This is a genomic window from Actinomycetospora corticicola, from assembly GCF_013409505.1.
Taxonomy (GTDB): domain Bacteria; phylum Actinomycetota; class Actinomycetes; order Mycobacteriales; family Pseudonocardiaceae; genus Actinomycetospora; species Actinomycetospora corticicola.
Genome location: NZ_JACCBN010000001.1, coordinates 4,603,511 through 4,628,984, shown reverse-complemented (window position 1 = coordinate 4,628,984; position 25,474 = coordinate 4,603,511). Strand labels below are relative to the sequence as shown.

At 72.7% G+C, this 25,474-nt stretch carries 20 protein-coding genes and 1 tRNA gene; 14 read left to right on the top strand and 7 right to left on the bottom strand.

All coding sequences use genetic code 11. The features are described from left to right. Positions 1-25 precede the first annotated feature (25 nt). Genes BJ983_RS22510 through BJ983_RS22500 form a run of 3 tightly spaced genes read left to right on the top strand, consistent with a single transcriptional unit; the run spans position 26 to position 2,925 of the window. Positions 26-1,054, top strand: coding sequence for an alcohol dehydrogenase catalytic domain-containing protein (locus BJ983_RS22510; protein ID WP_179795858.1), 1,029 nt, complete (start codon positions 26-28; stop codon positions 1,052-1,054). Between the two features lie 60 nt (positions 1,055-1,114). After that, the gene (locus BJ983_RS22505; RefSeq protein WP_179795857.1) at positions 1,115-2,173 is read left to right on the top strand and encodes an amidohydrolase family protein; all 1,059 of its coding nucleotides are present in this window, start codon (positions 1,115-1,117) and stop codon (positions 2,171-2,173) included. Further along, entirely contained in the window at positions 2,170-2,925 is a 756-nt protein-coding gene (locus BJ983_RS22500; protein ID WP_179795856.1) for an iron-sulfur cluster assembly protein, read from the top strand. Before BJ983_RS22505 ends, BJ983_RS22500 begins: the two co-directional genes overlap by 4 nt. Positions 2,926-2,990: 65 nt before the next feature. Here the strand turns inward: BJ983_RS22500 and BJ983_RS22495 are convergent, their stop codons facing one another. The 3 genes from BJ983_RS22495 to BJ983_RS22485 all read right to left on the bottom strand — a co-directional run bounded on the left by BJ983_RS22495 (position 2,991) and on the right by BJ983_RS22485 (position 6,121). Then, positions 2,991-3,968 carry a type IV toxin-antitoxin system AbiEi family antitoxin domain-containing protein gene (locus BJ983_RS22495; protein WP_179795855.1) on the bottom strand — a complete coding sequence of 326 codons (978 nt, stop codon included), beginning with the start codon at positions 3,966-3,968 and terminating at the stop codon, positions 2,991-2,993. 186 nt (positions 3,969-4,154) lie between these two features. Next, the gene (locus BJ983_RS22490; protein WP_179795854.1) at positions 4,155-5,282 is read right to left on the bottom strand and encodes a 5-methyltetrahydropteroyltriglutamate--homocysteine S-methyltransferase; all 1,128 of its coding nucleotides are present in this window, start codon (positions 5,280-5,282) and stop codon (positions 4,155-4,157) included. 32 nt (positions 5,283-5,314) lie between these two features. Further along, positions 5,315-6,121, bottom strand: coding sequence for an IclR family transcriptional regulator (locus BJ983_RS22485; RefSeq protein WP_246325635.1), 807 nt, complete (start codon positions 6,119-6,121; stop codon positions 5,315-5,317). Positions 6,122-6,183: 62 nt separating this feature from the next. On the opposite strand from BJ983_RS22485, the gene BJ983_RS22480 reads away from it, so the two are divergent. Further along, complete coding sequence (locus BJ983_RS22480) at positions 6,184-8,589, top strand: glycoside hydrolase family 65 protein (RefSeq protein ID WP_179795852.1); 2,406 nt, start codon at positions 6,184-6,186, stop codon at positions 8,587-8,589. 126 nt (positions 8,590-8,715) lie between these two features. Here the strand turns inward: BJ983_RS22480 and BJ983_RS22475 are convergent, their stop codons facing one another. After that, positions 8,716-10,197 (bottom strand): protein kinase domain-containing protein, encoded by a 1,482-nt coding sequence (locus BJ983_RS22475; protein ID WP_179795851.1) that lies wholly within the window; start codon positions 10,195-10,197, stop codon positions 8,716-8,718. Positions 10,198-10,479: 282 nt separating this feature from the next. Here BJ983_RS22475 and BJ983_RS22470 point away from each other — a divergent pair, with 282 nt between their 5' ends. Both BJ983_RS22470 and BJ983_RS22465 read left to right on the top strand, forming a co-directional pair. After that, on the top strand, positions 10,480-10,971 hold the full coding sequence (locus BJ983_RS22470) for an antitoxin (RefSeq protein WP_179795850.1): 492 nt from the start codon (positions 10,480-10,482) through the stop codon (positions 10,969-10,971). Beyond that, positions 10,971-11,792 (top strand): thioesterase family protein, encoded by an 822-nt coding sequence (locus BJ983_RS22465; protein ID WP_179795849.1) that lies wholly within the window; start codon positions 10,971-10,973, stop codon positions 11,790-11,792. The genes BJ983_RS22470 and BJ983_RS22465 overlap by 1 nt, the downstream gene beginning before the upstream one ends. Positions 11,793-11,796: 4 nt before the next feature. Here the strand turns inward: BJ983_RS22465 and serS are convergent, their stop codons facing one another. Further along, complete coding sequence (gene serS, locus BJ983_RS22460) at positions 11,797-13,098, bottom strand: serine--tRNA ligase (protein WP_179795848.1); 1,302 nt, start codon at positions 13,096-13,098, stop codon at positions 11,797-11,799. Between the two features lie 136 nt (positions 13,099-13,234). Between serS and rfbB the strand changes: the two genes are divergently transcribed. Next, positions 13,235-14,269: a dTDP-glucose 4,6-dehydratase gene (rfbB, locus tag BJ983_RS22455; RefSeq protein WP_179795847.1), complete on the top strand. Its 1,035-nt coding sequence runs from the start codon at positions 13,235-13,237 to the stop codon at positions 14,267-14,269. A gap of 82 nt (positions 14,270-14,351) precedes the next feature. On the opposite strand, the gene BJ983_RS22450 is transcribed toward rfbB, so the two are convergent. Both BJ983_RS22450 and BJ983_RS22445 read right to left on the bottom strand, forming a co-directional pair. After that, positions 14,352-15,389, bottom strand: a complete 1,038-nt coding sequence (locus BJ983_RS22450) for a glycoside hydrolase family 183 protein (protein WP_179795846.1) — start codon at positions 15,387-15,389, stop codon at positions 14,352-14,354. Positions 15,390-15,509: 120 nt separating this feature from the next. Then, positions 15,510-15,592: transfer RNA gene (locus BJ983_RS22445), tRNA-Leu, on the bottom strand. Positions 15,593-15,768: 176 nt separating this feature from the next. Here BJ983_RS22445 and BJ983_RS22440 point away from each other — a divergent pair. The 7 genes from BJ983_RS22440 (at position 15,769) to pknB (ending at position 25,437) form a co-directional block, all read left to right on the top strand. Then, positions 15,769-17,010, top strand: a complete 1,242-nt coding sequence (locus BJ983_RS22440; protein WP_179795845.1) for an FhaA domain-containing protein — start codon at positions 15,769-15,771, stop codon at positions 17,008-17,010. Positions 17,011-17,020: 10 nt separating this feature from the next. After that, positions 17,021-17,500 (top strand): FHA domain-containing protein FhaB/FipA, encoded by a 480-nt coding sequence (locus BJ983_RS22435; protein WP_179795844.1) that lies wholly within the window; start codon positions 17,021-17,023, stop codon positions 17,498-17,500. Between the two features lie 103 nt (positions 17,501-17,603). Continuing rightward, positions 17,604-18,983: a protein phosphatase 2C domain-containing protein gene (locus BJ983_RS22430; protein WP_179795843.1), complete on the top strand. Its 1,380-nt coding sequence runs from the start codon at positions 17,604-17,606 to the stop codon at positions 18,981-18,983. Then, positions 18,983-20,575, top strand: a complete 1,593-nt coding sequence (locus tag BJ983_RS22425; protein WP_425484785.1) for an FtsW/RodA/SpoVE family cell cycle protein — start codon at positions 18,983-18,985, stop codon at positions 20,573-20,575. Before BJ983_RS22430 ends, BJ983_RS22425 begins: the two co-directional genes overlap by 1 nt. Next, complete coding sequence (locus BJ983_RS22420; protein ID WP_179795842.1) at positions 20,572-22,047, top strand: penicillin-binding transpeptidase domain-containing protein; 1,476 nt, start codon at positions 20,572-20,574, stop codon at positions 22,045-22,047. The genes BJ983_RS22425 and BJ983_RS22420 overlap by 4 nt, the downstream gene beginning before the upstream one ends. 4 nt (positions 22,048-22,051) lie before the next feature. Next, positions 22,052-23,473, top strand: coding sequence for a protein kinase domain-containing protein (locus BJ983_RS22415; protein WP_179795841.1), 1,422 nt, complete (start codon positions 22,052-22,054; stop codon positions 23,471-23,473). Further along, the gene (gene pknB / locus BJ983_RS22410; protein WP_179795840.1) at positions 23,470-25,437 is read left to right on the top strand and encodes a Stk1 family PASTA domain-containing Ser/Thr kinase; all 1,968 of its coding nucleotides are present in this window, start codon (positions 23,470-23,472) and stop codon (positions 25,435-25,437) included. Before BJ983_RS22415 ends, pknB begins: the two co-directional genes overlap by 4 nt. The last annotated feature ends 37 nt before the right edge of the window (positions 25,438-25,474 follow it).

The following is a 25,474-nucleotide window of genomic DNA, read 5'->3' as shown; positions in this document are numbered from 1 at the left end:
CACCGTTGCTTGGAGGACCGTTTCCGTGAAGGCCGTGCGGGTGCACCAGTACCAGCAGGACCCGTCCCTCGACGACATCGCCGAGCCCAAGCTCCAGGGCCCGCTCGACGTCATCGTCAAGATCGGCGGGGCCGGCGTCTGCCGCACCGACCTCCACATCATCAACGGCGACTGGGAGCAGATCCAGGACCCGACGCTGCCCTACGTCATCGGCCACGAGAACGCGGGGTGGGTCGCCGAGGTGGGCGACGCCGTCACCAACGTGGCCGTGGGCGACACGGTGATCCTGCACCCGCAGCCCTCCTGCGGACTGTGTCTGGCCTGCCGCGCGGGCCGCGACATGCAGTGCACCGGCGACGCCTTCTTCCCGGGGTTGTCGAACAACGACGGCGGGATGGCCGAGTACCTGCGCACCACCGCGCGGGCCTGCGTGAAGCTCGACCCGTCGACGAACCCCGCGGACGTCGCCGCGCTCGCCGACGCCGGCATCACCGCCTACCACGCCGTGCGCAAGGCCGTCCCGTACCTCTACCCGGGCACCACCGCCGTCGTGCAGGGCGCGGGCGGGCTCGGCCACATCGGGATCCAGTCCCTCGCCGCCCTCACCGCCACGAAGATCATCGTCGTCGACAAGAACCCGGCCGCCCTCGAGCTCGCGAAGTCCATCGGCGCGGACGAGACGGTCCGGGCGGACGGCGACCACGTGCAGGCCGTCCAGGACCTGACCGGTGGCGGCGCCACGGTCGTCTTCGACTTCGTCGCCGAGCAGGGCGCGGAGATGGACGCCTGGGCGATGACCGGGCCGGCCGGTTACTGCTTCGTGCTCGGCTACGGCGGACAGTTCTCCGCCCCGACCCTCGATTTCGTCGCCGGCGAGAAGAACGTCATCGGCAACATCGTCGGGACCTACAACGACCTCGCGGAACTGATGGTCCTCGCGCAGGCCGGGAAGGTCACCCTCCACACCGTCCAGTACCGCCTCGACCAGGCGCTGGACGCCCTGCACGACCTCGACGCGGGCAAGGTCCGCGGCCGGGCGATCCTCGTCCCCTAGTTCTTCGGCTCACCACCACCACACAGGGCGTGGCACCGCCATGCCCGAAGGAGGAAGTCCGTGTACGAGAAGAATGGCGAGAAGTACTTCGTCGTCGACTCCCACATGCACTACTGGGACGCGTCGCCCGAGAACTGGGTGCAGGGCGCCGAGCAGTACGCCAAGGGCTGGATCGAGTGCTTCCACGCCTACCAGTCGCTCGGCCCGGCCGAGACCCACTGGTCGATCGAGCACTTCCAGAAGTACTCCGAGGCCGACCTCATGAAGGACCTCTTCGAGGACGGCCACGTCGACATCGCCATCGCGCAGCCGACGTACCTCAAGGAGTGGTACTCGGAGGGCTTCAACACCACCGAGCGCAACGGGCAGCTGCTGCGCAACCACCCGGACAGGTTCCGCCTGAACACCCGCTTCGACCCGCGTGACGGCGACGCCGGGATGCGCGAGTTCGAGGCGAACGTCGAGGAGTGGAAGCCCCTCGGCGCGAAGCTCTACACCGCGGAGTGGAACGGCGACTCCCGCGGCTTCAAGCTGTCCGACCCCGAGTGCTACAAGTTCCTGGAGCGTGCGCAGGAGCTCGGCATCCGGAACATCCACATCCACAAGGGCCCGACGATCTGGCCGCTGGACAAGGACGGCTTCGACGTCTCCGACGTCGACAAGGCCGCGACCGACTTCCAGGGCCTGAACTTCATCGTCGAGCACGTGGGCCTGCCGCGGATCGAGGACTTCTGCTTCATGGCGACGCAGGAGCCCAACGTCTACGCCGGCCTCTCGGTCGTGCTCGGCGGCCTCATGCACGCCCGCCCGCGCTTCTTCGCCAAGGTCATGGGCGAGCTGCTGTTCTGGGTCGGCGAGGACAAGATGACCTTCGGCTCCGACTACGCCATCTGGGAGCCCAAGTGGCAGGTCGAGGGCCTCGTGGACTGGGACTACCCCGAGGGCCACGACTACGACGACTACCCGCGCCTGGGCGTCGACGGCAAGAAGAAGATCCTCGGCCTCAACGCCGCCAAGCTCTACGACATCCCGGTCCCCGAGGAGCTGCAGCTGAAGGCTGACTCGCCGGCCGCGCAGGACGACGCGGAGCTGGTCAACCGGGAGGTGGCCCAGGCATGACGGTCCTCTCCGACACCCGGGCCCTCGGCTCCAACGCGGACGCCGCGGCGGCCGCCACGGGGACGACGGCCCGGGTGTGGGAGGCGCTGCGCTCCGTGCGCGACCCCGAGCTCGACACCGACGTGGTCTCGCTGGACTTCGTCGCCGCCGTCGACGTCTCGGACTCTCGCGTCGCGCACGTGGAACTGCGCCTGCCCACCTACTTCTGTGCCCCGAACTTCGCGTTCCTCATGGTGGCGGACGCCCACGACGTGGTCTCGGCCGCCGCAGGGGTCGTGCGGGCCGACGTGGTCCTCATCGACCACTTCGCCTCCGACGCCATCAACGCGGGGGTGGCCGCCCGGGCCGGGTTCGTGACCTCCATGGCCGGCACCGAGGTCGGCGAGGCCGTCGCCGAGCTCGACGAGCTGCGGCGCACGTTCACCGAGCGGGCGCTGATGGCCGGCACCGACCTCGTCGTCCGCCCGCTGATGCGGGCCGGCGCGACCCCGGAGCAGGTCGCCACGATGACGCTGGGCGAGGCCGTGGAGTCGAGCGGGGCCTCGGACGACCTGCGTCGTCTCCGCGCCCGTCGTCGGGAACTGGGGATCCCCTCCGAGGACTCCGACCCGCTGGTGGTGGACCCGACCGGGCGCACCGTCGGGGTGGACGCCCTGCCGCTGCACCTGCGCAAGGCCCGCAGCTACCAGGTCGGCGTCGACGCGAACACCAGCATCTGCCGCGGCCAGCTCGCGGCGCGCTACGGGGTCTGAACCGACCCTCTCCGAACGAGCGGCACTTTCGCGCACATAGATGCTGCGAAGGTGCCGTTCGTGCGTCACAGGGGGGTGGCGACTGGCCGATTGCGCTGGTCCGAAGGGATCACGATCAGGTCCGGCGCGGGACGGGAGGCCGCGAGCCGGAAGTGGGCCCACAGCTCGTCGATCACGAGGGCCGGCTCGATCCGGAGTCGGCGCGGACGATGGTGCACCACCACCACGCCGGCGCTGACCATCCGCGCCCGCCGCCGTGCGGTGTCGTCCTCCTCGACGGGGTGGAACTCCAGGGAGTCCTGCTCCCACGCCATCCCGACCTCGGCGAGGTAGCCGTCGGGCCGCGCGAGGAACCGCCCGTCCGGCCATCGCAGTGTCGGGTTCCACAGCATCGGCGGCAGCCCGCTCCGCGCGTGGAGATCCCGTCCCCAGCCCTCGGCGGCCGACCGGATGCCGTCGGCGATCTCCTCGAGCACCTCGCGCACGAGCCCCGACCCCCGCTGATTGCCCACCCGCAGCTCCGCCTGCAGCCGCTCGACCGTGGTCCGGCCACGTTGGACGGCCTCGGCGAGCATCGCGCGCACCCGGTCGCGATCCGAGCAGTGGCGTGCGGCGTCCAGCACGGCCCGCTCCACCGGCGCGATCCGGACACCGCCACGCACGACGGGCGGCGGGAGACGGTGGGTGCGCTCCACGATGAGGTCCGTGACCGAGCGACGTCGGCGGTCCTCGGCGATCAGCAGGTGGATCGACCGGTCGTCGGGAAGACGGTTGAGATCGTGCCGGCGGGCGGCCTCGACGCCGGACAGGATGCTGTCCGTCCCGGCGTAGAGCATCGCCGCCACGACCAGCTGTTCCCGGGTCGGCGCACCGCTCTGCATCAGGACGACCCCGGGGAACAGACGCCGCCAACGCCCCGACCGGACCCGTTGGGAGATCGTGGCGGACGGCAGGCCGAGGGCCACCAGGTCGGCGACGCGGGCGACGGCGAGCGGGGCGAGGGCGGAGAGGTCGGACGGGTCGACCCGGCTGCGGCGTGGCATGGGGTCACGGTCCGGCCGGACCCGCTCACAGCGGTAACCGCGAACGGTGCTCTGGGGACGGACGGCCGGCTGTGGACCGACGGGGGGCAGCCCGCTCGGCCGGGTGCGCACCCGTCGTCATGAACGAGCGGCACCCTCGCGCACATAGAAGCTGCGAAAGTGCCGCTCCCTCAGGGAGGGCGGGGATCAGCCCCAGACGTCCTGCGCCACCGAGACGACCAGCTCGAGCTTGGCCACCTCCTGGTCGTAGGACAGCGCGTTGCCCTCCACGGTCGAGGAGAAGCCGCACTGCGGGGACAGGCAGAGCTGCTCGAGCGGCACGTACTTCGTGGCCTCCTCGATACGGCGCTTGAGGGTGTCGGCCGACTCCAGCTCGCCCGACTTCGTGGTCACGAGGCCCAGCACGATCTGCTGGTCACCCTGCGGGAGGTAGCGCAGCGGGGAGAAGTCACCGGAGCGGGCGTCGTCGTACTCGCAGAAGAACCCGTCGATCTCGAGGCCGCCGAACACCTTCTCGGCGACGTGGTCGTAACCGCCCTCGGCGGCCCAGGACGAGCGGTAGTTGCCGCGGCACATGTGCGTGGTGACCCGGAGGTCCGACGGCCGGTCGCGCAGCGCCAGGTTGATGGTGTCGACGTACCGCTCGTGCATGTGGTCGGCGTCCTCGCCGCGGGCGGCCATCGACTCGCGCTGCGCCGGGTCGTTCAGGTAGGCCAGCGAGGTGTCGTCGAGCTGCAGGTACCGGACGCCCGCCTCGTAGAGCCGCGAGACCTCGGACGCGTAGGCCGACGCGAGGTCGGCCCAGAACTCGTCCGGGTCGGAGTAGGGCGAGCCCTCGTGCACCGGTGCACCGCCGAGGCGGTAGTGCAGCATCGACGGCGAGGGGATGGTCAGCTTCGGCACCGCGCTGGTCACCGTGGAGGCCAGCATCGAGAACGCGTCGCCGAAGATCGTCGTCGAGAGCCCGATCCGCTGGTCGATCACGAGCGACATCGCCGCGAAGGTCAGGTCGCCGGAGGCGTTGCGGAAGGCCACCTCGACCGACGAGTCCTTCGAGGAGGACACGCCGTCGAGCTGGTAGAGGAAGTCCATGTGCCAGGAGGTGCGCCGGAACTCGCCGTCGGTCGCCGCCTGGAGGCCGACCGACTCCTGCATCGCGACGACGTCGCGGATCGCCTCGTCCTCGGCGGCGCGCAGCCCGGCGTCGTCGAGGCGGCCCTCGGCGTGGGCGCCCCGGGCCTCGAGCAGTGCGGGCGGTCGCAGGAGGCTGCCGACGTGGTCGGCGCGGAACGGAGCGGTCTCACGTGCGGGCATGCGCACACCTCACCGCATGCCGGCGGGTGTGATCAGCCCCGGTCCCACCTGACGGAAACCTCGTCCTCGAACGCCGACGCCGCTCGGGCGGCCGCGCCCCGCACCGCCCGCTCCATCCGCACGCGGCGGTCGAAGAGGCTGCCCGGGCCGCCGGCGGGCACGACCGGCACCGCGACCGACACCGCCCCGACCAACTCGCCCCGCCCACCGTCGGGAAGGGGTCGACGGACCGGCGCCGCCATGCAGGCCAGCCGCTCGTGGAACTCGCTGCGGTCCAGTGCGAGGTCCCGACGACGGACCTGGTCGAGCTCGTAGTCCAGCTCGTCCGGGTCGAGGATCGTGCGGTGGGCGAGCCGGCGCTGCCCGTCGCGGGCGAGGACCTCGATGAGGCGGGCGGGCGACAGGTCCGCGAGCAGGAGCTTCCCGACCGCCGTCGCGTGCAGCGCCCCCCGCCACGTCGAGATCGTGGGGACCGGGTGCGCCGGGCACTCGTCGACGTCGACGACGACGACGTCCGCGTCCCGGAAGGCGACGTAGAGCACCGCGGCCCCGGCCGCCGCGTGGGCCTCGCGCAACGTCGCGCCGAGACCGGGCGGGATGGGCAGCTGGGAGCGGAGCCGGTCGTGCAGGGCGGGCAGCTTGGGACCCAGCCCGAACCCGCGGGCGGGCTCCAGGCGCACCAGGTAGCCGTCCTCCACCAGGCTCGTCAGCAGGTGGTAGGTGGTCGAGAGGTTGTACTCGAGCCGCCGGGCGACGGCCTTCGCGGTGATCCCGTCACCCGCCTCGGCGACGACCTCGAGCACGCGCAGGGCGCGGTGCACCGAGTTGAGCGTCGCCATGGGCCTCATCCTCTCGGAAAGGCCGTGCTCCGTGACCTCTTCGGAATGGTTACAGTCCCCGGGTGATCTCGAACGTGTTCACGGTCGACCCCTGGTGCGTGCACGAGCCCGAGCTCGACGTCGACCTCCTCGGCCAGACGGAGTCGCTCTTCGCGCTGGCCAACGGTCACGTCGGGATGCGCGGCAACCTCGACGAGGGCGAACCGCACCGGATGCCGGGGACCTACCTCAACTCGTTCTTCGAGTCCCGGCCGATGCCGCACGCCGAGGGCGGCTTCGGGTTCCCGGAGGAGAACCAGACGCTGGTCAACGTGCCGAACGGCAAGCTGATCCGGCTGCTGGTCGACGACGAGCCGCTCGACGTCCGGTACGGCCAGGTGCACGACCACCAGCGCACCCTCGACATGCGCAGCGGGATCCTCACCCGCCACGTCGAGTGGACCTCGCCGAACGGGCAGCGCGTCGACGTCACCTCGCAGCGCCTGGTCAGCTTCTCCCAGCGGGCGGTCGCGGCCATCTCCTACGCGGTGACGATCCCCGAGGACTCCGAGAGCGACGCGCTGCTGGTCATCCAGTCCGAGCTGTTCGCCAACGAGCAGATGCCCGAGATCACCGGCGACCCCCGCGTCGCCGCCGCGCTGACCAAGCCGCTCGCGCCGGAGCACAACTCGCACTCCACCTACGGCGCGCGGATGACCCACCAGACCAAGCGCTCCGAGCTGCGGGTCGGGGCGGCGATGGAGCACCAGGTCTTCGGTCCGGACGACGCGAAGGTCGAGAGCTCCTGCTCGAAGAACGTCGGTCGGACCACGGTGATCTGCCGGCTCAAGCCCGGCCAGACGCTCCGGATCGTCAAGTACCTCGCCTACGGCTGGTCGAGCACCCGCTCCCAGCCCGCGATCGTCGACCAGGTCGAGGCGGCGCTGGACGCCTCGCTCTACACCGGCTGGGACGGCCTCGTGACCGCCCAGCGCGAGTACCTCGACGCGTTCTGGGCGCGCGCCGACATCGAGATCGACGGCGACCCGCGCCTGCAGCAGGCCATCCGCTTCTCGCTGTTCCACGTCCTGCAGGCCGGCTCACGGGCGGAGAAGCGGGCGATCGGCGCCAAGGGCCTGACCGGCCAGGGCTACGACGGCCACAGCTTCTGGGACTGCGAGACGTTCGTGCTCCCGGTCTTCATGCACACCAACCCGCGGGTCGCGGCGGACGCGCTGCGCTGGCGCCACTCGACCCTCGACATCGCGACCGCGCACGCCGCCACCCTCGGTCTGAAGGGGGCCGCGTTCGCCTGGCGGACGATCCGGGGCGAGGAGTGCTCCGGCTACTGGCCCGCCGGGACCGCGGCCTTCCACGTCAACGCGGACATCGCCGACGCCGTGCTGCGCTACGTCTCGGCGACCGCGGACGACGAGTTCGAGCGCGAGGTCGGCGTCGACCTGCTCGTGGCCACCGCCCGCCTGTGGCGCTCGCTCGGCCACCACGACTCCGCGTCGAACTTCCGCATCGACGGCGTCACCGGCCCCGACGAGTACTCCGCGATCGCGGACAACAACGTGTACACGAACCTCATGGCGCAGCGGAACCTGCGCGGCGCGGCCGACGCGTGCGTCCGGCACCCCCGCGAGGCCGAGCGGCTCGGCGTGCACAGCGAGGAGATCGCGAGCTGGCGGGCCGCCGCGTCCGCGATGGTGATCCCGTTCGACGAGAAGCTCGGGGTGCACCAGCAGGCCGAGGGCTTCACCTCGCACGCGTTCTGGGACTTCGACAACACCCCCGAGGACGCCTACCCGCTCCTGCTGAACTACCCGTACTTCGACCTGTACCGCAAGCAGGTCGTCAAGCAGCCCGACCTCGTCCTCGCGATGGTCCAGTGCCCGGACGCGTTCACCCCGGAGCAGAAGGCCGCGAACTTCGCCTACTACGAGCGCATCACCGTGCGCGACTCGTCGCTCTCCCCCGGCACCCTCGCCGTCATGGCGGCCGAGACCGGACACCTCGACCTGGCCTACGACTACCTCTGCGAATCCGTCCAGATGGACCTCGCCGACCTCGAGAACAACGTCCGCGACGGCATCCACCTCGCCGCGACGGCCAGCAGCTGGACCGCGATCATCCAGGGCCTCGGCGGCATGCGTCCGCACGACGGGACGCTGAGCTTCGCCCCGCGCCTGCCCTCGGCGGTGTCCGGGCTGCGCTTCCGGGTGCTCTGGCGCGGCCGGTCGGTGCACGTCGAGATCGGCCACGGGCAGGCGACCTACACCCTCGAGGAGCCGACGACGGGCCAGGGCGGCCCGAGCGGTATGTCGGCCACCTCCTCGGAGCCCCTCGACCTGCGCCACCACGACGAGGACCTCACCCTCACCGTCGACGAGCCGGTCACCCTCGACATCCCGGCCGCCCCGCAGACGGGCGTCGTCGAGCAGCCGGCCGGCCGCGCGCCGCTCTTCCGGCGGCTGCACCAGTAGCTCTCTTCCCGACGACGGGTGCGGGCGCCGGACCCGTCGTCGGGAAGCGCACCGCGAGGTGCACGTCAGGCAGCTCGGCCGCGCCCGGAACCTGCCCCACGTCACCCTCGCGGGTGAGCGGGTCGGTCAGTTCCCGGTGCCCTCGCCCTGACCGCCGCCGCGGGTGAAGCCGCCGTTGCCGCCACCCGGGAAGAGCCCGCCACCGCCGCCACCGTTCGCCGGTGTGGTCGTCGTCGTGGTCGGCGCGTCGGTGGTGGTCACCGGGGGCGGCGGGGCGACCGTCGTCGTGACCGGCGGGGGAGCGACCGTCGTCGGCGGCACCGTCGTGGTGGTGCGGCGACGGGTGGTCGTCTCCTCCTGCTGGGTCGTCGTCGTGGTCGTCTCGACCGGAGCGGGGATCGACGTGGGCGCCGGGGCCGGCGTCTCGGTCGAGCTGTTGCCGAACAGCGCGTAGGCGCCGACACCGCCCGCGACCAGCAGGACGGCGACGATCGCCGCGATGATCGGGCCCCGGCTCGAGCGCCGCTGCTCCGGCGGCGCGTACGGCCCGCCCGTCATGGTCCCCGGGCCGACGACCGCGGTGCGTCCGTCCGCCGGGTAGCCGTACGGCGGGTAGCCGCCGGGCGGGGTGCCGACGCGCTGCGTGGCGCCGTAGGGGTCGTACCCGGGCGGGGCGCCCTGGTTCATGGCGTACGTGGCGCCGGTCCCGGGCGGCGCCATCGGCGGGCCCATCGCGTAGGTGGCGCCCGTACCCGTCGTCGGGGCGGGTGCGAGCACGGTCTCGGCGTCCATCCCGGCCTCGCGGGAGATGGTCCGCAGTTCGCCCACGACCTGCTCGGTCGTCGGCCGCTCCGCGGGCTCGTCCCGGGTCATCGCGACCAGCAGGCCGTAGAGGGCCGGCGGGAGGTCGGTCGGCACGTCCGGCGGGCGGTGCAGGCGCGCCACCGCCGCCTCGAGGGCGTTCCCGGGGTACTCGCGGCGGGCCGTGATGCACTCGAGGAGTACCAGACCCAGCGCGTAGACGTCCGAGGCGGGGCCGACCGGCTGGCCGCGGACCTGCTCCGGGGAGAGGTACGACGCGGTGCCGATCACCATGCCGGTGGCGGTGATGTTCGTGGCGTCGGCGAGGACCGCGATCCCGAAGTCCGACAGGTGGGGCCGGCCCTCGGTGTCGAGCAGGACGTTGCCGGGCTTGATGTCGCGGTGCACGACGCCGTGGCGGTGCACGTAGGTCAGCGCGTCGCCCAGCGCCGCGCCCAGGGCGACGACGTCGCCGGGCCGCAGCGGGCCGGAGCGAATCCGGTCGGCGAGCGACTCGCCCTCGATGAGCTGCATGACGAAGTACGCGCGGCTGCCCTCGGCGCCGACGTCGTAGATCGTCACGAGACCGGGGTGGTTCATGCCCGCGAGCGTCTGGACCTCGCGCTGACGCCGGGACTCGTCGGCCTCCCCGACGCCGGCCGGGAACAGCTTCACCGCGACGTCGCGGCCGAGCAGCTCGTCACGCGCGCGGTAGACCTCCGCCGCGCCGCCGCGACCGATGAGGTCGCCGAGGGTGTACCGGCCCGCACCCACGGTGGACGGGGGTCCCGCCTCCGTCGAACTCACCGCCCGCGTGCCTCCTCGTCGTCACCGCTCACCGGCCCCGGGAGCACCGGGCCGCATTGCGTCCGGGCGCGTGGCTGTGCCGGACGCCCCGGGCCCCATCGTGCCGTGTCGCTTCCCGCGCGGTGTCGGCACCCCGTCACTCGGGCCCCTCGCGACCCGGTGATGACCTCCGCGTGACCGTCTCGTGACACCCCGTTCCGAACGGTCGACCTCGCTAGACTCCACGCCCGGGTCGCCGGGAGGTCGGCAGGGACGGCGGCCGTTCGACGGATGGGGAAGACCATGGACCGCGACGAGCTCGCCCGTCAGGGCAAGCAGATGGCGTCCGACCTGCGTGACACGGTCGGTCAGAAGGTGTCCGAGAACCAGGACACCATCAGCGCGGTGCTCGGCAAGGCCGCCCGCTGGGTCGACGAGAAGACCGGCGGCAAGTACTCCGACCAGATCGGCCGGGCGCAGGCCAAGGTCGACGAGGGCGTGGGCTGGGTCGCGAGCCAGGGCGCGGCCACCTCCGGGGAGCCGCACGCGCCGGGCGCCACCGCCGGCGACCCCGCACCCGGCGGGGCGGCCACCCCGCCGCCCCCGGCGACCGCACCGCCCGCGGGCCCGGACGGCTTCACGGCCCCCGCCGGCCCCGGCGCCTCCGCCGGTGACCCGGCGCCGACGACCCGGCCCGCCTCGCCGCCGCCGTCGGACGCGCCGACCCGGCCGAGCATGCCCCGGCCGGACTTCACGGCCCCGGACCCGGACGCGCCGCGTCCCCCGCAGGTCTGATGCTGGACCTCGCCAAGGCGGTCGCCTCCTCGTCCACCGGGGAGGGCCGCCGCGCGCTCGTCCTCGACGAGCAGTGGGGCATCGGCCCCAAGCTCCACGGCGGCTACCTGCTCGCGGTGCTCGCGCAGGCCGCCGTCGACGAGCTGTCCCCCGAGGCCGGGGACGCCGGACACGCGTTCCCGCAGGCGGTCACCGGGACCTTCCTGCGCGCCCCCGACCCCGGTCCGGCCGACGTGGAGGTCACCGTCCTGCGTCGGGGCCGCGGCGCGAGCCAGGTCCGGGTCCTGCTGAGCCAGGACGGCCGGCCCTGCGTCGAGGCGGCCATGGTGCTCGGCGACGCCCCGGACCCGGCCCCGCACGAGGGCGACGTGTCGCCCGGGCCGATCCCGGTGACGCCGTTCGAGGCCTGCGAGCGACGCCCCGAGACCACCGAGGACGGCCGCGGCGGGCTCCCGATCATGCGGGTGGTCGACACCCGCCTGGACCCGGCGTGCACCGGGTTCCTGGTCGGCCGCCCGACCGGCGAGGGCCGCCTCACCGGCTGGGCCGAGCTCGACACCCGCGAGCCGTGGACCCCGGTCGGCCTGCTGGTCGCCCTCGACATCCTGCCGCCGGCCTGTTTCGACCTCGGCCTCTTCGGCTGGTCGCCGACGATGTCGCTGACCGCGCACGTGCACGCCGTGCCGGCGCCCGGCCCGCTGCGCGTCACCCAGTGGCTCGACCACCTGGTCGGCGACCGCATGCACGAGCGCTGCGAGGTCTGGGACACCACCGGCCGCCTGGTCGGCCAGGCGTCCCAGCTCGCCGCGGTCCGCCGCTGACGCCCTACTCGGTGGTTCCGTCGGCGAGGATCCGGCGGAACCCCGTGAAGGGGTGGAGGACCTCCGGGATGCTCACCGACCCGTCCTCGGCCTGGTACTGCTCGAGCAGCGCCGCCATCGCCCGGCCGATGGGCAGCCCCGAGCCGTTCAGCGTCGCGACCTGCGCCCGCCCGCCCTGGGCGTCCTTCGCCCGGATCGCGGCGCGCCGCGACTGGAACGTGCCGCAGTCCGAGCAGGACGAGATCTCGCGGAACGTGCCCTGGCTGGGCAGCCACACCTCGAGGTCGTAGGTCGTGCGGGCCGCGAAGCCCATGTCGCCCGCGGCGAGGCGCACCACCCGGTAGGCGAGCCCGAGCGCCTGCAGGCAGTTCTCCGCGTGCGACACCATGAGCTCGAGCTCGGTGCCCGACTCCTCCGCGCGGCAGAACCGCACCATCTCGACCTTCGAGAACTGGTGCAGCCGCAGCAGCCCCCGGGTGTCCCGCCCGTAGCTGCCGGCCTCGGACCGGAAGCACGGCGTGTACGCGGTGTAGGCCAGCGGCAGGGCGTCGGCGTCGAGCATCTCGTCGGCGTGCAGGTTGGTGAGGGACACCTCCGCCGTCGGGATGAGGTAGAGGCTCCGGTCGGTGGTGCCCGTCCGGAACAGGTCCTCCTCGAACTTGGGCAGCTGTCCCGTCCCGGTCATCGTCTCGCGGGTGACGAGGTAGGGCACCGAGAACTCGGTGTAGCCGTGGCGCGCGGTGTGCATCGTCAGGAAGAAGGTGGCGAGGGCGCGCTCGAGGACGGCGCCGGGCCCCTTCGCGACGCTGAACCGCGCGCCGGAGAGCTTCGCGGCCCGCCCGAAGTCGAGGATGCCCATCGCCTCGCCGAGGTCGACGTGGTCCTTGGCCCCGAACCCGAACTCGGGCGGCGTGCCCCAGCGGCGGACCTCGACGGCGTCCGCGTCGGAGTCGCCGTCGGGGGTCTCGTCGTCGGGGAGGTTGGGGATCGCGAGCAGGACCTCGCGCAGCGCCTCCTCGGCCGCCTCGGTCTCGGCCTCCGCGGTCCGGATCTCGTCCTTGATCTCCCGGGCGCGGGTCTTGAGCTTCTCGACCTCCTCGCCCTGCCCCTGGTTCTCCCGCGCGACCCGGCCGACCTCGGCGGCGACGCGCTTCGACTCGGCGCGCAGGTCGTCGGCGCGGGCGATCGAGGAGTTGCGCCGCGCGGACATCGCCTCGAGGCCCGCGAGGTCCAGCGTGTACCCGCGTCGCGCGAGGCGGCGGACCGCCTCGTCACCGAGCTCGATCAACGTCCGTGCGTCGTGCATGCCGTCCTCGGGAGGTCGTCGGGGTCGTCGGGGAAGCCGGTGTCCAGGGTGCCGCACCGGCTCGACCGGCCGTCGGGCGCGGTCCGTTAGGTTCGGGAGCGCTCGTCAAGGCCCCGAATGCACCAGGAGAATCCGAGTGTCCACCGTCCTCGTCACCGGTGCAGCCGGTTTCATCGGGTCCAACTTCGTCCGCTACTGGCGCGCCGTGCACCCCGGTGACCGGATCGTCGCCCTGGACGCGCTGACCTACGCCGGCGTGCGGGAGTCGCTCAACGGTCCCGACGGCGAGCTCCTCGACGGTGTCGAGTTCGTCCACGGCTCGATCGGCAACACCGACCTCGTCGCGCACCTGCTGCGCGCCCATTCGGTGGACGTGGTGGTCAACTTCGCCGCCGAGTCGCACAACTCGCTGGCGATCCTGCGCCCCGGCGACTTCTTCGCCACCAACGTCACCGGCACCCAGGGCCTGCTCGAGGCCGTCCGCCGCGTCGGGGTCTCGCGGTTCCACCACATCTCCACCTGCGAGGTCTACGGCGACCTCTCGCTGGACGCCGACGAGGCGTTCACCGAGGACTCCCCCTACCTCCCGCGGACCCCCTACAACGCCGCCAAGGCCGGCGGCGACCACGTCGTGCGCTCCTACGGGTTCACCTACGACGTCCCGGTCACCATCACCAACTGCTCGAACAACTACGGGCCCTTCCAGTTCCCCGAGAAGGTCATCCCGCTGTTCACGACGAGGGCCCTGGCCGGGGAGGCGCTGCCGCTCTACGCCTCGACCAAGAACCGCCGCGAGTGGCTGCACGTCTCCGACCACGCCTCCGCGATCGACCGGGTCATCCACCACGGCCGGGTCGGGGAGACCTACAACGTCGGGTCGGGCACCGAGGTCGACATCGAGGGCATCGCCGACACCGTCCTCGGCGCACTCGGACTGGGCCCGGAGCTCAAGACGATCGTCCCCGACCGGCCCTCGCACGACCGGCGCTACCTGCTCGACTCCACCAAGCTGCGCACCGAGCTCGGCTGGGCCCCCGCCGTGGAGTGGACCGACGGGATCGCCGACACCGTCGCCTGGTACCGCGCCAACGAGGCCTGGTGGCGCCCCCTGCTCGGCCGCTCCCCCGTCATCGAAGGAGCCGGCGCCGACTGGAGCGGCACCGGCCGCTAATGGGTCTAGACCGGTCGGCCGCACCCCCGGCCCGAACGAGCGGCACCTCCGCAGCATCTCTGTGCGCGAGAGTGCCGTTCGCTCACCGGGTGGGGAGCAGCTCCGACAGGTCGACCCGGAACTGCATGGCCTTGTACGGCCAGTTGGTGTCGGTCTTCCACTGGCTGACCACCAGGTGCAGGTCCTCCACCGTCGAGCCCGGCACCGTGTAGCCGCCGTAGAGCTGGGCGACCCGACCACCGGCGTGGTCCTCGTCGCCCCACCCGGCACCGGCGACCACGGTCGTGCGCGGGGCGGTGTGCAGGTTCGCGGTCGGGTGGTCGAGCAGCAGCGCGTCGATCCGGTAGTTCCCGGCGTCGAAGACGACGAGCAGCCACCACTCGCGGCCGCTCGCGTCCGGCACCCGCCGCAGCGACATCTCCCCGAAGGCCCCGGGGAGCACCTCGGTCGGCGAGCGCCCCCAGTCCCACGTCGCGCCGTCGAAGCCCCAGCCCTCCCAGGCGCTCGCGTCGTCGAGCCGGTCGACGGGGACGCGGTGCAGCAGCAGGCCGTGGGCGCGCTGGAAGCTCGTCGTCAGGACGTAGACCCAGGTGCCGTCGGTCTCCCAGGTGAGCATCTGGAACAGCCCGCCGTGGTGGTCCCCCGGCCAGCGGACGTCGGCGGGCTCCCAGGTCGCCCCGGAGTCGCGGGAGCGGTGCAGCTCGGTCGCGCGCGGGTGCCCGAGTTCGCGGCAGGCCATGACGTGCAGCCACACGTCGTCCCCGAGCGTGATCATGTCCGTCGGCAGGACCGTCGAGATCCGGCGCAGCGACAGCATCGAGGTGCCCATCCGCCGCAGGCCCTTGTGGCGGTAGCCGACGACCTGCTGGGCGTAGCCGTCCTCGCCGGCGCACCCGGTCCAGCGCAGGCCGGTCGCCACCGAGGAGGGGTCGGCGAAGAGCACCACCGGGGAGCGCCAGCCGGGCCCGCCGACCCCTGCGATCTCGAACGTGTCACCGAACACCGAGACCAGGCGACCGTCCGGCGCGCGGACGGTGGCGCCGAGGTCGGTCCCGCCGACGCCGAAGCGGTCGGTGATGCCGGGACCGGTCAGATCGCAGATCTTGTGCGCGAGCGGCATGACCGCAGCCTGCCAGCGGTCCGGGAAGCACCTGACGTCGGGAAGAGCTCCCGGAGGACGGTCAGGGTCAGGCGGCACGCGCATCGCGACCGCGGTGCGGTCAAGAGGAAAGACTCAGTGTGGGCGAGGGGGGAGTTGAACCCCCACATCCTTTCGGATACACGGACCTGAACCGTGCGCGTCTGCCATTCCGCCACTCGCCCGGAGTGGTGCCGACCGGTGATCGACGGGAGAACCGTAGCACCCCCGCCGAACCCCACCCCGAAGGAGGTCAACGCCGGCCGTTGCCCGACCGATACCATCGAGGTGTCCCGTGCGGTGTGGCGACACTCCGGCCGGGACGGAAGGTCGGACGAGCGAGCCGGAGGAGGGATCGCGGGTGGGTCGCGCACAGCGCTTCGAGCGCAAGCTCGAGGGTCTGGTGGGTGACACCTTCGCGCGGGTCTTCGGCGGCAAGGTCGTTCCCCAGGAGATCGCACAGGCCCTCCGCCGGGAGGCGGAGGACAACGTGCGAGTCTTGGCCGGTGGGCGTCAACTGGCGCCCAATCACTACACGGTGGCGCTCAGCCCTGCCGATCACGATCGGTTGGCCGGGGACGAAGAGACCATCACCCACTCGCTGATCGACTGCGTCGAGGAGCACCTCACAGAGGGCGGGTGGGAGACATACGGTGAGGTCGTAGTCTCTCTGGAGCGTTCCGACGCGCTGCACACGGGACAGTTCCGCACCAAGTCGTCCGTTGACCCCGACGCGTCGCGGCAGCGGACCGCGAGCCCCCGATCCGCAGGAGAGCACCCCATGAGCCAGGCACCCGGTCGGTACCCGGAGGAGCAGGACCAGCGCGGCTACGGCCAGCAGGGTCACCCGCAGCAGCAGCAGCAGGGCTACGGGCAGGACCCGTACGGCCAGCAGCAGCAGGGCTACCCCCAGCAGGGCTACCCCCAGCAGGGCTACGGGCAGGACCCGTACGGCCAGCAGCAGGGCTACCCCCAGCAGGGCCACGACCCCTACGGCCAGCAGCAGGGCTACGGCCAGCAGCCGGGCTACGACCAGTACGGGCAGCAGCAGGGGTACGACCCCTACGGCCAGCAGCAGGGCTACGGCCAGCCCCAGGGCTACGACCCCTACGGCCAGCAGCAGGGCTACGGCCAGCCCCAGGGCTACGACCCCTACGGCCAGCAGCAGGGCTACGGCCAGCCCCAGGGCTACGCCCAGGACCCGTACGGCCAGCAGCAGGGCTACGGCCAGCAGGGGTACGACCCCTACGGCCAGCAGCAGGGCGGGTACGACCAGTACGGCCAGCAGGGCTACGGCGGCGTCCAGACCCGCCAGATGACCGCGACGCTGACGCTGGACGACGGCTCGAACCGCAGCTACCAGCTCGTGCAGGGTGCGAACGTGATCGGCCGCGGCCAGGACGCGCAGTTCCGGCTCGCCGACACCGGCGTCTCCCGCCGGCACCTCGAGATCAGCTGGGACGGCCAGCAGGCCACCCTGTCCGACCTCGGGTCCACCAACGGGACCACGGTCAACGGCACCCCGGTGCAGACCTGGCAGCTCGCCGACGGCGACACCATCCGGGTCGGACACTCGGCGCTGCTGTTCCGCGCCCAGGGCTGACGCGCGCCTCGTGCCCGAACTCGTCCTCCAGCTCACCCGGGCGGCGTTCCTCGCGCTGCTCTGGCTGTTCGTCTTCGCCGCGCTCCGGGTCGTCCGTTCCGACCTGTACGCCGCGTCGGGACTACGGGCCGCGGTGCCAGGTCGGCGCCCCTCCAAGGGAGGGGCGGCGAAACCGGGCCGTGGTGGAGGCCGCTCGTCGGGTCCGAAGGCCCTCATCGTGACGGCGGGCGCGCTCGCCGGCACCCGGATCGCCCTCGACGGGCGTCCGATCATGCTCGGTCGCGCCGACGACTCGACGCTGGTGCTCGACGACGACTACGCGTCGACACGACACGCCCGCATCTCCCAGTCCGGCGACGACTGGTACGTCGAGGACCTCGGTTCCACCAACGGGACCTACCTCGACCGGAACAAGGTCGCCGGACCGACCAAGGTGCCCCCGGGCACGCCGATCCGCATCGGCAAGACCGTGATCGAGCTCCGCACATGACCAGCGACGCCTCCGTGACCACACCGCTGACCACACCGCTGGTCACCCCGCCGCCGCCCACCCGGGTGCGGGCGCTCCGTGCCCCTGAGTGCAGGATCGTCCCGTGACCCTGGTGCTGCGCTACTCCGCCCGCAGCGACCGGGGCCTGGTCCGTCAGAACAACCAGGACTCGGTCTACGCGGGCCCACGCCTGCTGGCCCTCGCGGACGGCATGGGCGGCCACGCCGCGGGCGAGGTGGCCTCGAAGCTGGTCATCGCCGCGCTGGTCCCCCTCGACGACGACGAGCCGGGCGACGACCTGCTCGGGGAGCTCGCCGAGGCGACCGCCCAGGGCAACGACGCCATCACCGAGCTCGTCAGCGAGGAGCCCGACCTCGACGGCATGGGGACCACCCTCACCGCCGTCCTGTTCGCCGGCAGCCGTCTCGGGATGGTCCACGTCGGCGACTCCCGGGCCTACCTCTTCCGCGAGGGCGTCCTCACGCAGATCACGCGGGACGACACCTTCGTGCAGTCCCTCATCGACGAGGGCCGGATCACCGAGGACGAGGCCGCGAGCCACCCCCAGCGCTCGCTGCTGCTCCGCGCGCTCACCGGGCACGACGTCGAGCCCTCGCTGACGGTGCGCGAGGCGCGCTCGGGCGACCGGTACCTGCTCTGCTCCGACGGCCTGTCCGGCGTGGTCAGCGCCGAGACCATCGCCGAGGCCCTCACCATCTCCGACCCGCAGAGCTGCGCCGACCGCCTGATCGAGCTCGCGCTCAAGGGCGGCGGCCCGGACAACGTCACGTGCATCGTCGCGGACGTCGTCGACGTGGACTACGGCGAGCACGAGCCGATCTACGGCGGCGCCGCGGGCGACGGTCGCGCCGACCCGCCGCCGGCCGACTCGGCCGCCGCGCGCGCCTCGGCCGCCACGCTCACCCGGGCCGAGCCCTCCTCGCGCCCCGACCCGCTCGCGTCCCGGAACGAGGCCGCGCGGGCCCACGCCAAGCCGCGCCGCGGCCGCCTCGCGGTCGTGCTCGCCGTGGTCGGCGTGCTCGTGCTGGCCGGCCTCGGCCTGCTCGTGACCCGGCTGTGGATCGCCCAGCAGTACTACGTCGGCGTGTCCGGCGACCAGGTCGTGATCTACCAGGGCGTCCGGGGCGATGTGCTCGGCGTGCGGCTGCAGGACGTCGCGGAACAGACCGGGCTCAAGGTCTCCGACCTCACCCAGGTGGGCCGCACCTCCGTGCAGAGTGACTCCCTGCCCACCTCGGACCTCGACGCTGCACACCGCACGGTCGACCGGCTGCGCACCGACGAGCTGCTGCCGGAGTGCCAGCCGCCGACCCCGATCGTGCCGAACCAGCCGGCGCAGCCCGGCCAGACGGCCGCCCCGAACCAGCCCGGTCAGACCGCGGCCCCCGGGGCGCCGGTCACCGCGGCCGCCCCGTCCCAGTCCCCGCAGGTCCCGGGACGCGACTGCCGCGCGGTCCAGTAATGGCGCGCCCCGCCCAGGCCGCGTCCCGCGCCGGTCGGACCGGGGGGCCCGGCGTCGCACCCGCCGAGATGCCCGCCGACCGGACCGCGCTGCGTCCGGCCGTCGCCGCCGCCGTCTCCACCCGCCGTGGCATCGAGCTGCTGCTGCTCGCGTTCGCCGCCGTCATCACCACCGGCGCGCTCGTGCTCGTCGAGGCCAACCAGAACCAGCAGCTCACGCTGCAGCTGCTCTACCTCGGGCTCGCCTACCTGGCGCTGTTCTCGGCCGCCCACGTGGCCGTGCGCCGCTTCGCGCCGTACGCGGACCCGGTGATCCTGCCGTGCGCGGCCCTGCTCAACGGGCTCGGCCTGGTGATGATCCACCGGATCGACCTGGCGCTGGCGCTCCGGGCGTCGCTGCAGGGCAACCCGGCCCCGGACGCGAACGCCCTCCGGCAGATCGCCTGGGTGGCGCTCGGCCTGACGCTGTTCGTGATCGTGCTCTGGCGGGTCCGCGACCACCGCACCCTCGCCCGCTACGGCTACACGGCGGGCTTCATCGGCCTGGTGCTCCTCGCCCTGCCCGCGGTGCTGCCGTCCGCGCTCTCCGAGGTCAACGGCGCGAAGATCTGGATCCGCATCGGCGGCGTGGGCATCCAGCCCGGTGAGTTCGCGAAGATCCTGCTCACGGTCTTCTTCGCGTCCTTCCTCGTCTCCAAGCGCGACCTCTTCACGACGGCGGGCAAGCACGTCCTGGGCATGACGTTCCCGCGACCGCGGGACCTCGCCCCGCTGCTCATCGCCTGGGTCGTCGCCATGGGCGTGCTGGTCTTCGAGTCCGACCTCGGCACGTCGCTGATGTTCTTCGGGATCGTCCTCGCGATGATCTACGTGGCCACCGAGCGGTCGTCGTGGGTCGTGATCGGCCTGGTCATCTTCGGGGCCGGCGCGTTCGCGGCGTGGACGTTCGTCGACCGCGTGCAGACCCGCGTCGCGGCCTGGCTCGACCCGCTCTCCGACCCCACGGGCGCCACCTACCAGGTCAGCCAGGGCCTGTTCGGCATGGCGACCGGCGGCATGCTCGGGACGGGGCTCGGCGCGGGTCGCCCGGAACTGGTGCCGCTCTCGAGCACCGACTTCATCTTCACCTCGATGGGCGAGGAGCTCGGCCTCATCGGGCTGATGGGGCTGCTGATGCTGTACTGCCTCATCGCCACGCGCGCCCTGCGCACCGCGCTCGCCGTCCGGGACACCTTCGGCAAGCTGCTCGCGGCCGGCCTCGGCTTCACCGTGGCGATCCAGGTGTTCGTCGTCGCCGGCGGGGTGATCGGGCTGATCCCCAACACCGGTCAGGCCGCCCCGTTCATGTCCTACGGCGGGTCCTCGCTGGTGGCGAACTACGTGCTCGTCGCCCTCGTGCTGCGCGTCTCCGACGCCGCCCGCCGGCCCGCGGCCGAGAAGGGTCGCGCGGAGCCGGGTGCGGTCGCGACTCCGCCCCGCACCCCGCTCGCGGAGGCCCACACCGAGATGGTGTCCCGCAGCGAGGCGGCGACCCCGCCGCACGGCAACCCCGTCGCCCCGGCGACGCCACCCCGAGGGAGGGCCCGCGAGTGAACACCCCGCTGCGTCGGGTCTCCCTCGTGGTCATGGGCCTGATCGTGCTGCTCCTGGGCCAGGCCACGTGGGTGCAGGTGGTCAAGGCCGACGAGTACAAGGCCAACCCGTACAACCAGCGCGTGCTGCTCGACGAGTACAACCGGCAGCGCGGGCAGATCTCGGCCGGCGGTGAGGTGCTCGCCTCGAGCGTCCCCACCGACGACCGCTTCAAGTACCTGCGGCAGTACTCGAACGGGCCGATGTACTCGCCCGTCACCGGCTACTACTCGCAGATCTACGGCACCTCGGGCATCGAGCGGTCGATGGACTCGGTGCTCAACGGCTCCGACGACCGGCTGTTCGTGCGCCGCATCTCCGACGTCATCACGGGCCGCTCGCCGGCCGGCGGCAACGTGGCGCTCACGATCGACCCGAAGGTCCAGCAGGCCGCGTACCAGGCGATGGCGTCGCGCGGCTACCAGGGCTCGGTGGTGGCGATCCGCCCGCAGACCGGCGAGATCCTCGCCCTGGTCTCCACGCCCTCCTACGACCCGAACCCGCTGGCCAGCCACGACGGCCAGACCCAGCGCGACGCCTGGCAGTCGCTGAACCCGAGCAGCAACGACTCGCCGCTGGTCAACCGGGCGATCTCGGAGACCTATCCGCCCGGGTCGACGTTCAAGCTGGTCACCACGTCGACCGCGCTCGAGGCGAACATGATCACTCCGCAGTCGCCGGTGACGGCCGAGCCGCGGATCACGCTCCCCGACAGCACCACCACGCTGGAGAACTACGACGGCGAGCGGTGCGGGCCCGGGCCGACGGTGCCCTTCTCCGTCGCCTTCGCGAAGTCCTGCAACGGCCCGTTCGCCCAGCTCGCCGACCAGGTGGGCGCCGACCGGCTGCGGGCCCAGGCCACCGCGTACGGCATGGAGAACCCGAACCTCACGATCCCGATGCCGGTCGCCGAGTCCGACGTGGGCGACCTCGCCGACGGCGCCTCGCTGGCCCAGTCCGGGATCGGCCAGCGCGACGTGCGGCTCACCCCGCTGCAGAACGCCATGATCACCGCGACCATCGCCAACGGCGGCATCCCGATGCAGCCGCACGTGGTGAGCCAGATCCAGGGGCAGGACCTCTCCGTGGTGGACACCACCGAGCCGGACCGCCTCTCCCGCGCGATCTCCGGCAGCACCGCCTCCACGCTCACCCAGTTGATGATCGGTTCGGAGAACGGCGGGACGTCCGGCGGCAAGATCCCCGGCATCCAGCTGGCCTCCAAGACCGGGACGGCGGAGTGGGGCGCGTCCCCGAAGACCAACCCGCCGCACACCTGGTACGACGTGTTCGGACCGGTGCCCGACCCGCAGGTCGCCGTCTCGGTGATCGTGGAGAAGGGCGGCAACCGGGGGGACGACGCCACCGGCTCCTCGGTGGCCGGACCGGTCGGCCGCGCGGTCGTCGCCGCGGCCCTGCAGGGAGGGAGGTAGCACCATGGCTCCGACCACGGGAACCCTGCTCGCCGACCGCTACCGGATCGGCCGACGCATCGCGATCGGCGGGATGGGCGAGGTCTGGGAGGCCCAGGACACCCGCCTCGACCGCACCGTCGCCGTCAAGATCCTCAAGGCCGAGCTCTCCGGGGACCCCGAGTTCCTGCACCGGTTCCGCACCGAGGCCCGCACCGCCGCCTCGCTGAACAACCCGGGTGTCACCGCGGTCCACGACTACGGCGAGACGACCACGGACTGGACGACGGCGAACGGCACCATCCAGGTGCCGGTGGCCTACCTCGTCATGGAGCTGGTCCGCGGCGAGCCGCTCGCCCAGATCCTCTCGGTGCACGGCCGACTCGGCGTGGACTACACGCTCGACATCCTCGAGCAGTCCGGCTACGCGCTCGACGCCGCGCACGAGCGCGGCCTCGTCCACCGGGACGTCAAGCCCGGCAACATCCTGGTGACGCCGTCGAACCAGGTGAAGATCACCGACTTCGGCATCGCGAAGGCGATCGACGCGGCGCCGGTCACCCGGTCGGGCATGGTCATGGGCACCGCGCACTACATCGCGCCGGAGCAGGCGGGCGGCGGCGACGCCGGTCCCGCGTCGGACGTCTACTCGCTCGGCGTCGTGGGCTACGAGTGCCTCGCGGGGCGCCGGCCGTACCTCTCCGAGAACGCCGTGACGGTCGCGATGATGCACATCCGCGACCCGCTGCCGCCGCTGCCGCCGGACGTCCCGCCGGTGGTGCGCCAGCTCATCGAGCTCACGCTCACGAAGGATCCGCGCGGGCGCTACGCCAACGGCGGGGAGTTCGCCCGCGCCGTCGCCGCGGTCCGCCGGGGCGAGCCGGTGCCCCGCCCCGGTGCGGCCACCGCCGCCACCGAGGCGGTCAACCCCGCCACCCGGGTCGCGCCCGCCTCGACCTACGACGGTCCCTCCGCCCCGCCCCCGCCGCGCCGCGACCGCTGGGACGACGGGCACCGCCCCGAGCCCGCCCGCCGCGGGCCGTGGGGCACGATCGCCGCCGTCGTCGGGGTGCTCGTCGTCCTCGGCATCCTCGCCTACGTGCTCGTGTCGAACACCGAGACGAGCGCCCCGCCCCCGGTGGCCGCTCCCACCACGACGACCACGACGACGGCCCCGCCGACGACCACCACGACCACGCGCAGCCGGGCCACGACGACCACGTCCGCGTCGGGCAACACGGTGTCCGTGAGCAACATCGACTACGTCGGCCGCTCCGCCTCCGTGGCCACCGCCGCGCTGCGCGAGGACGGCCTCTCCCCGACGGTCCGCACGGTCCTCGGCGGGCAACCGACCGACCCGTCGGCCTGCCGGGTGCTCTACGTCTCCCCCACCGGTGAGGTCCAGCGCGGTGACACCGTCACCGTGACCTGTCAGGAGTTCGGATGACCACTCCCCGCCTCCTGTCCGACCGCTACGAGCTGGGGCCCGCCCTCGGCTACGGCGGCATGTCCGAGGTCCACGGCGGCCGGGACGTCCGCCTCGGCCGGGACGTCGCCATCAAGGTGCTGCGCGCGGACCTCGCCCGCGACCCGCAGTTCCTGATCCGCTTCCAGCGCGAGGGCCAGAACGCCGCCTCGCTGAACCACCCGGCGATCGTCGCGGTCTACGACACCGGCGAGACGTGGGCGGACGACATCCCGCTGCCCTACATCGTCATGGAGTACGTGCCGGGGCGGACGCTGCGCGACATCGTCAAGTCCGGCGGACCGATGGACCCCTTCCGGGTCTGCGAGGTCACCGCCGACGTCTGCTCCGCCCTCGACTTCTCCCACCGGCACGGCATCATCCACCGCGACGTGAAGCCGGCCAACGTCATGATCACCCCGTCCGGGGCGGTCAAGGTGATGGACTTCGGCATCGCGCGGGCGCTGTCGGACGCCCAGCAGGGGCTGACGCAGACCGCGGCGGTCATCGGGACCGCGCAGTACCTCTCCCCCGAGCAGGCCCGCGGCGAGGCGGTCGACGCCCGCTCGGACGTCTACTCCACCGGCTGCGTGCTCTTCGAACTCCTCACGGGACAGCCGCCGTTCACCGGCGACTCCCCCGTCGCGGTGGCCTACCAGCACGTGCGGGAGGACCCGAAGGCCCCGTCCGAGCTCAACCCGGCGGTCCCGGCCGCGCTCGACGCGATCACGCTCAAGGCCCTGGCCAAGAACCCGTTCAACCGGTACCAGACCGCGGGCGAGATGCGCGACGACCTGGTGCGGGTGCTCCAGGGCGAGCAGGTCGAGGCCCCGCTGGTGATGACCGCGGACGAGCGCAACACGCTGATGACCGGCCCCACCCGCGCCGTCGGCCCCGCGGCCTACGCGACGGGTCCGGCCACCGAGGCCGGCGACTTCGCCGCCTGGCAGGCCGAGCAGGAGGAGGAACGGCGACGCCGCGGCCGGCGGCGGCTGGGGATCATCGGCGGGATCGTGGCGGTCGCCGCGGTGCTCGCCGGCCTGTTCTTCCTGTTCTCCCCGGGCAACAACCAGCTGGCCGTCCCCGACGTCAGCAACCAGCCGCAGGACGTCGCCCTCCGCACCCTGACCGGCGCCGGGCTCAAGCCCAACCTCGTCCCGGTGGCCTCCGACCCGTCGCAGGTGGGCAAGGTGCTCGGCACCGACCCCGCGGCGGGCACGGAGGTCGAGCCGCAGACCGTCATCGCCATGCGGGTCGGTCGCGGCCCGGACCGGGTGCAGGCGCCGGATCTGACCGGCAAGACCGCCGACCAGGCGCAGCAGATCGTGCAGGCCGCCGGCCTCACCCTGACGCCGGTGCCGCAGCAGCAGCCGGTGGACGACTCCTCGCAGGTCGGCAAGGTGCTCTCGCAGACCCCGACCGCGGGCACCCTGCTCTCCCCCGGCACCGCCATCCAGCTGACCGTGGGCCAGCAGCGGCAGACGATCAAGGTCCCGGACGTCACGGGCCAGCCCGTCTCCACCGCCCGCTCCACGCTCGAGGGCGTCGGCCTCGAGGTCACCGTCTCCGGCGACGCCTCGGGCGCCGCGACGGTCGCCTCGACCAGCCCCGCGGCGGGCAGCACGGTGGCCGTCGGCTCGACGGTGACGCTGACCGTCACCGGCGGCGACCGGGTCTCCGTCCCCGACGTCACCGGGAAGTCCGTGGACGAGGCCAAGCAGACCCTCGCCAACGCGGGGTTCACCGGCAACCTGCAGATCACCTCGCAGAACGTCGACGACCCGGGCGAGGACGGCAAGGTGCTCAGCCAGACCCCGTCCTCGGGCAGCCAGGCCGGCAAGGCCGACACCATCCAGGTCACCGTCGGCCGCTACTCCGGGGGCGGCGGGGGCGGCGGCGGGGGCGGCGTCTTCGGCGGCAACGGGCTCTTCCCCAGCGGGAACTGAGCCGGGCGGGCCGGCGCCGAGGGCGTCGGCTCGCCGG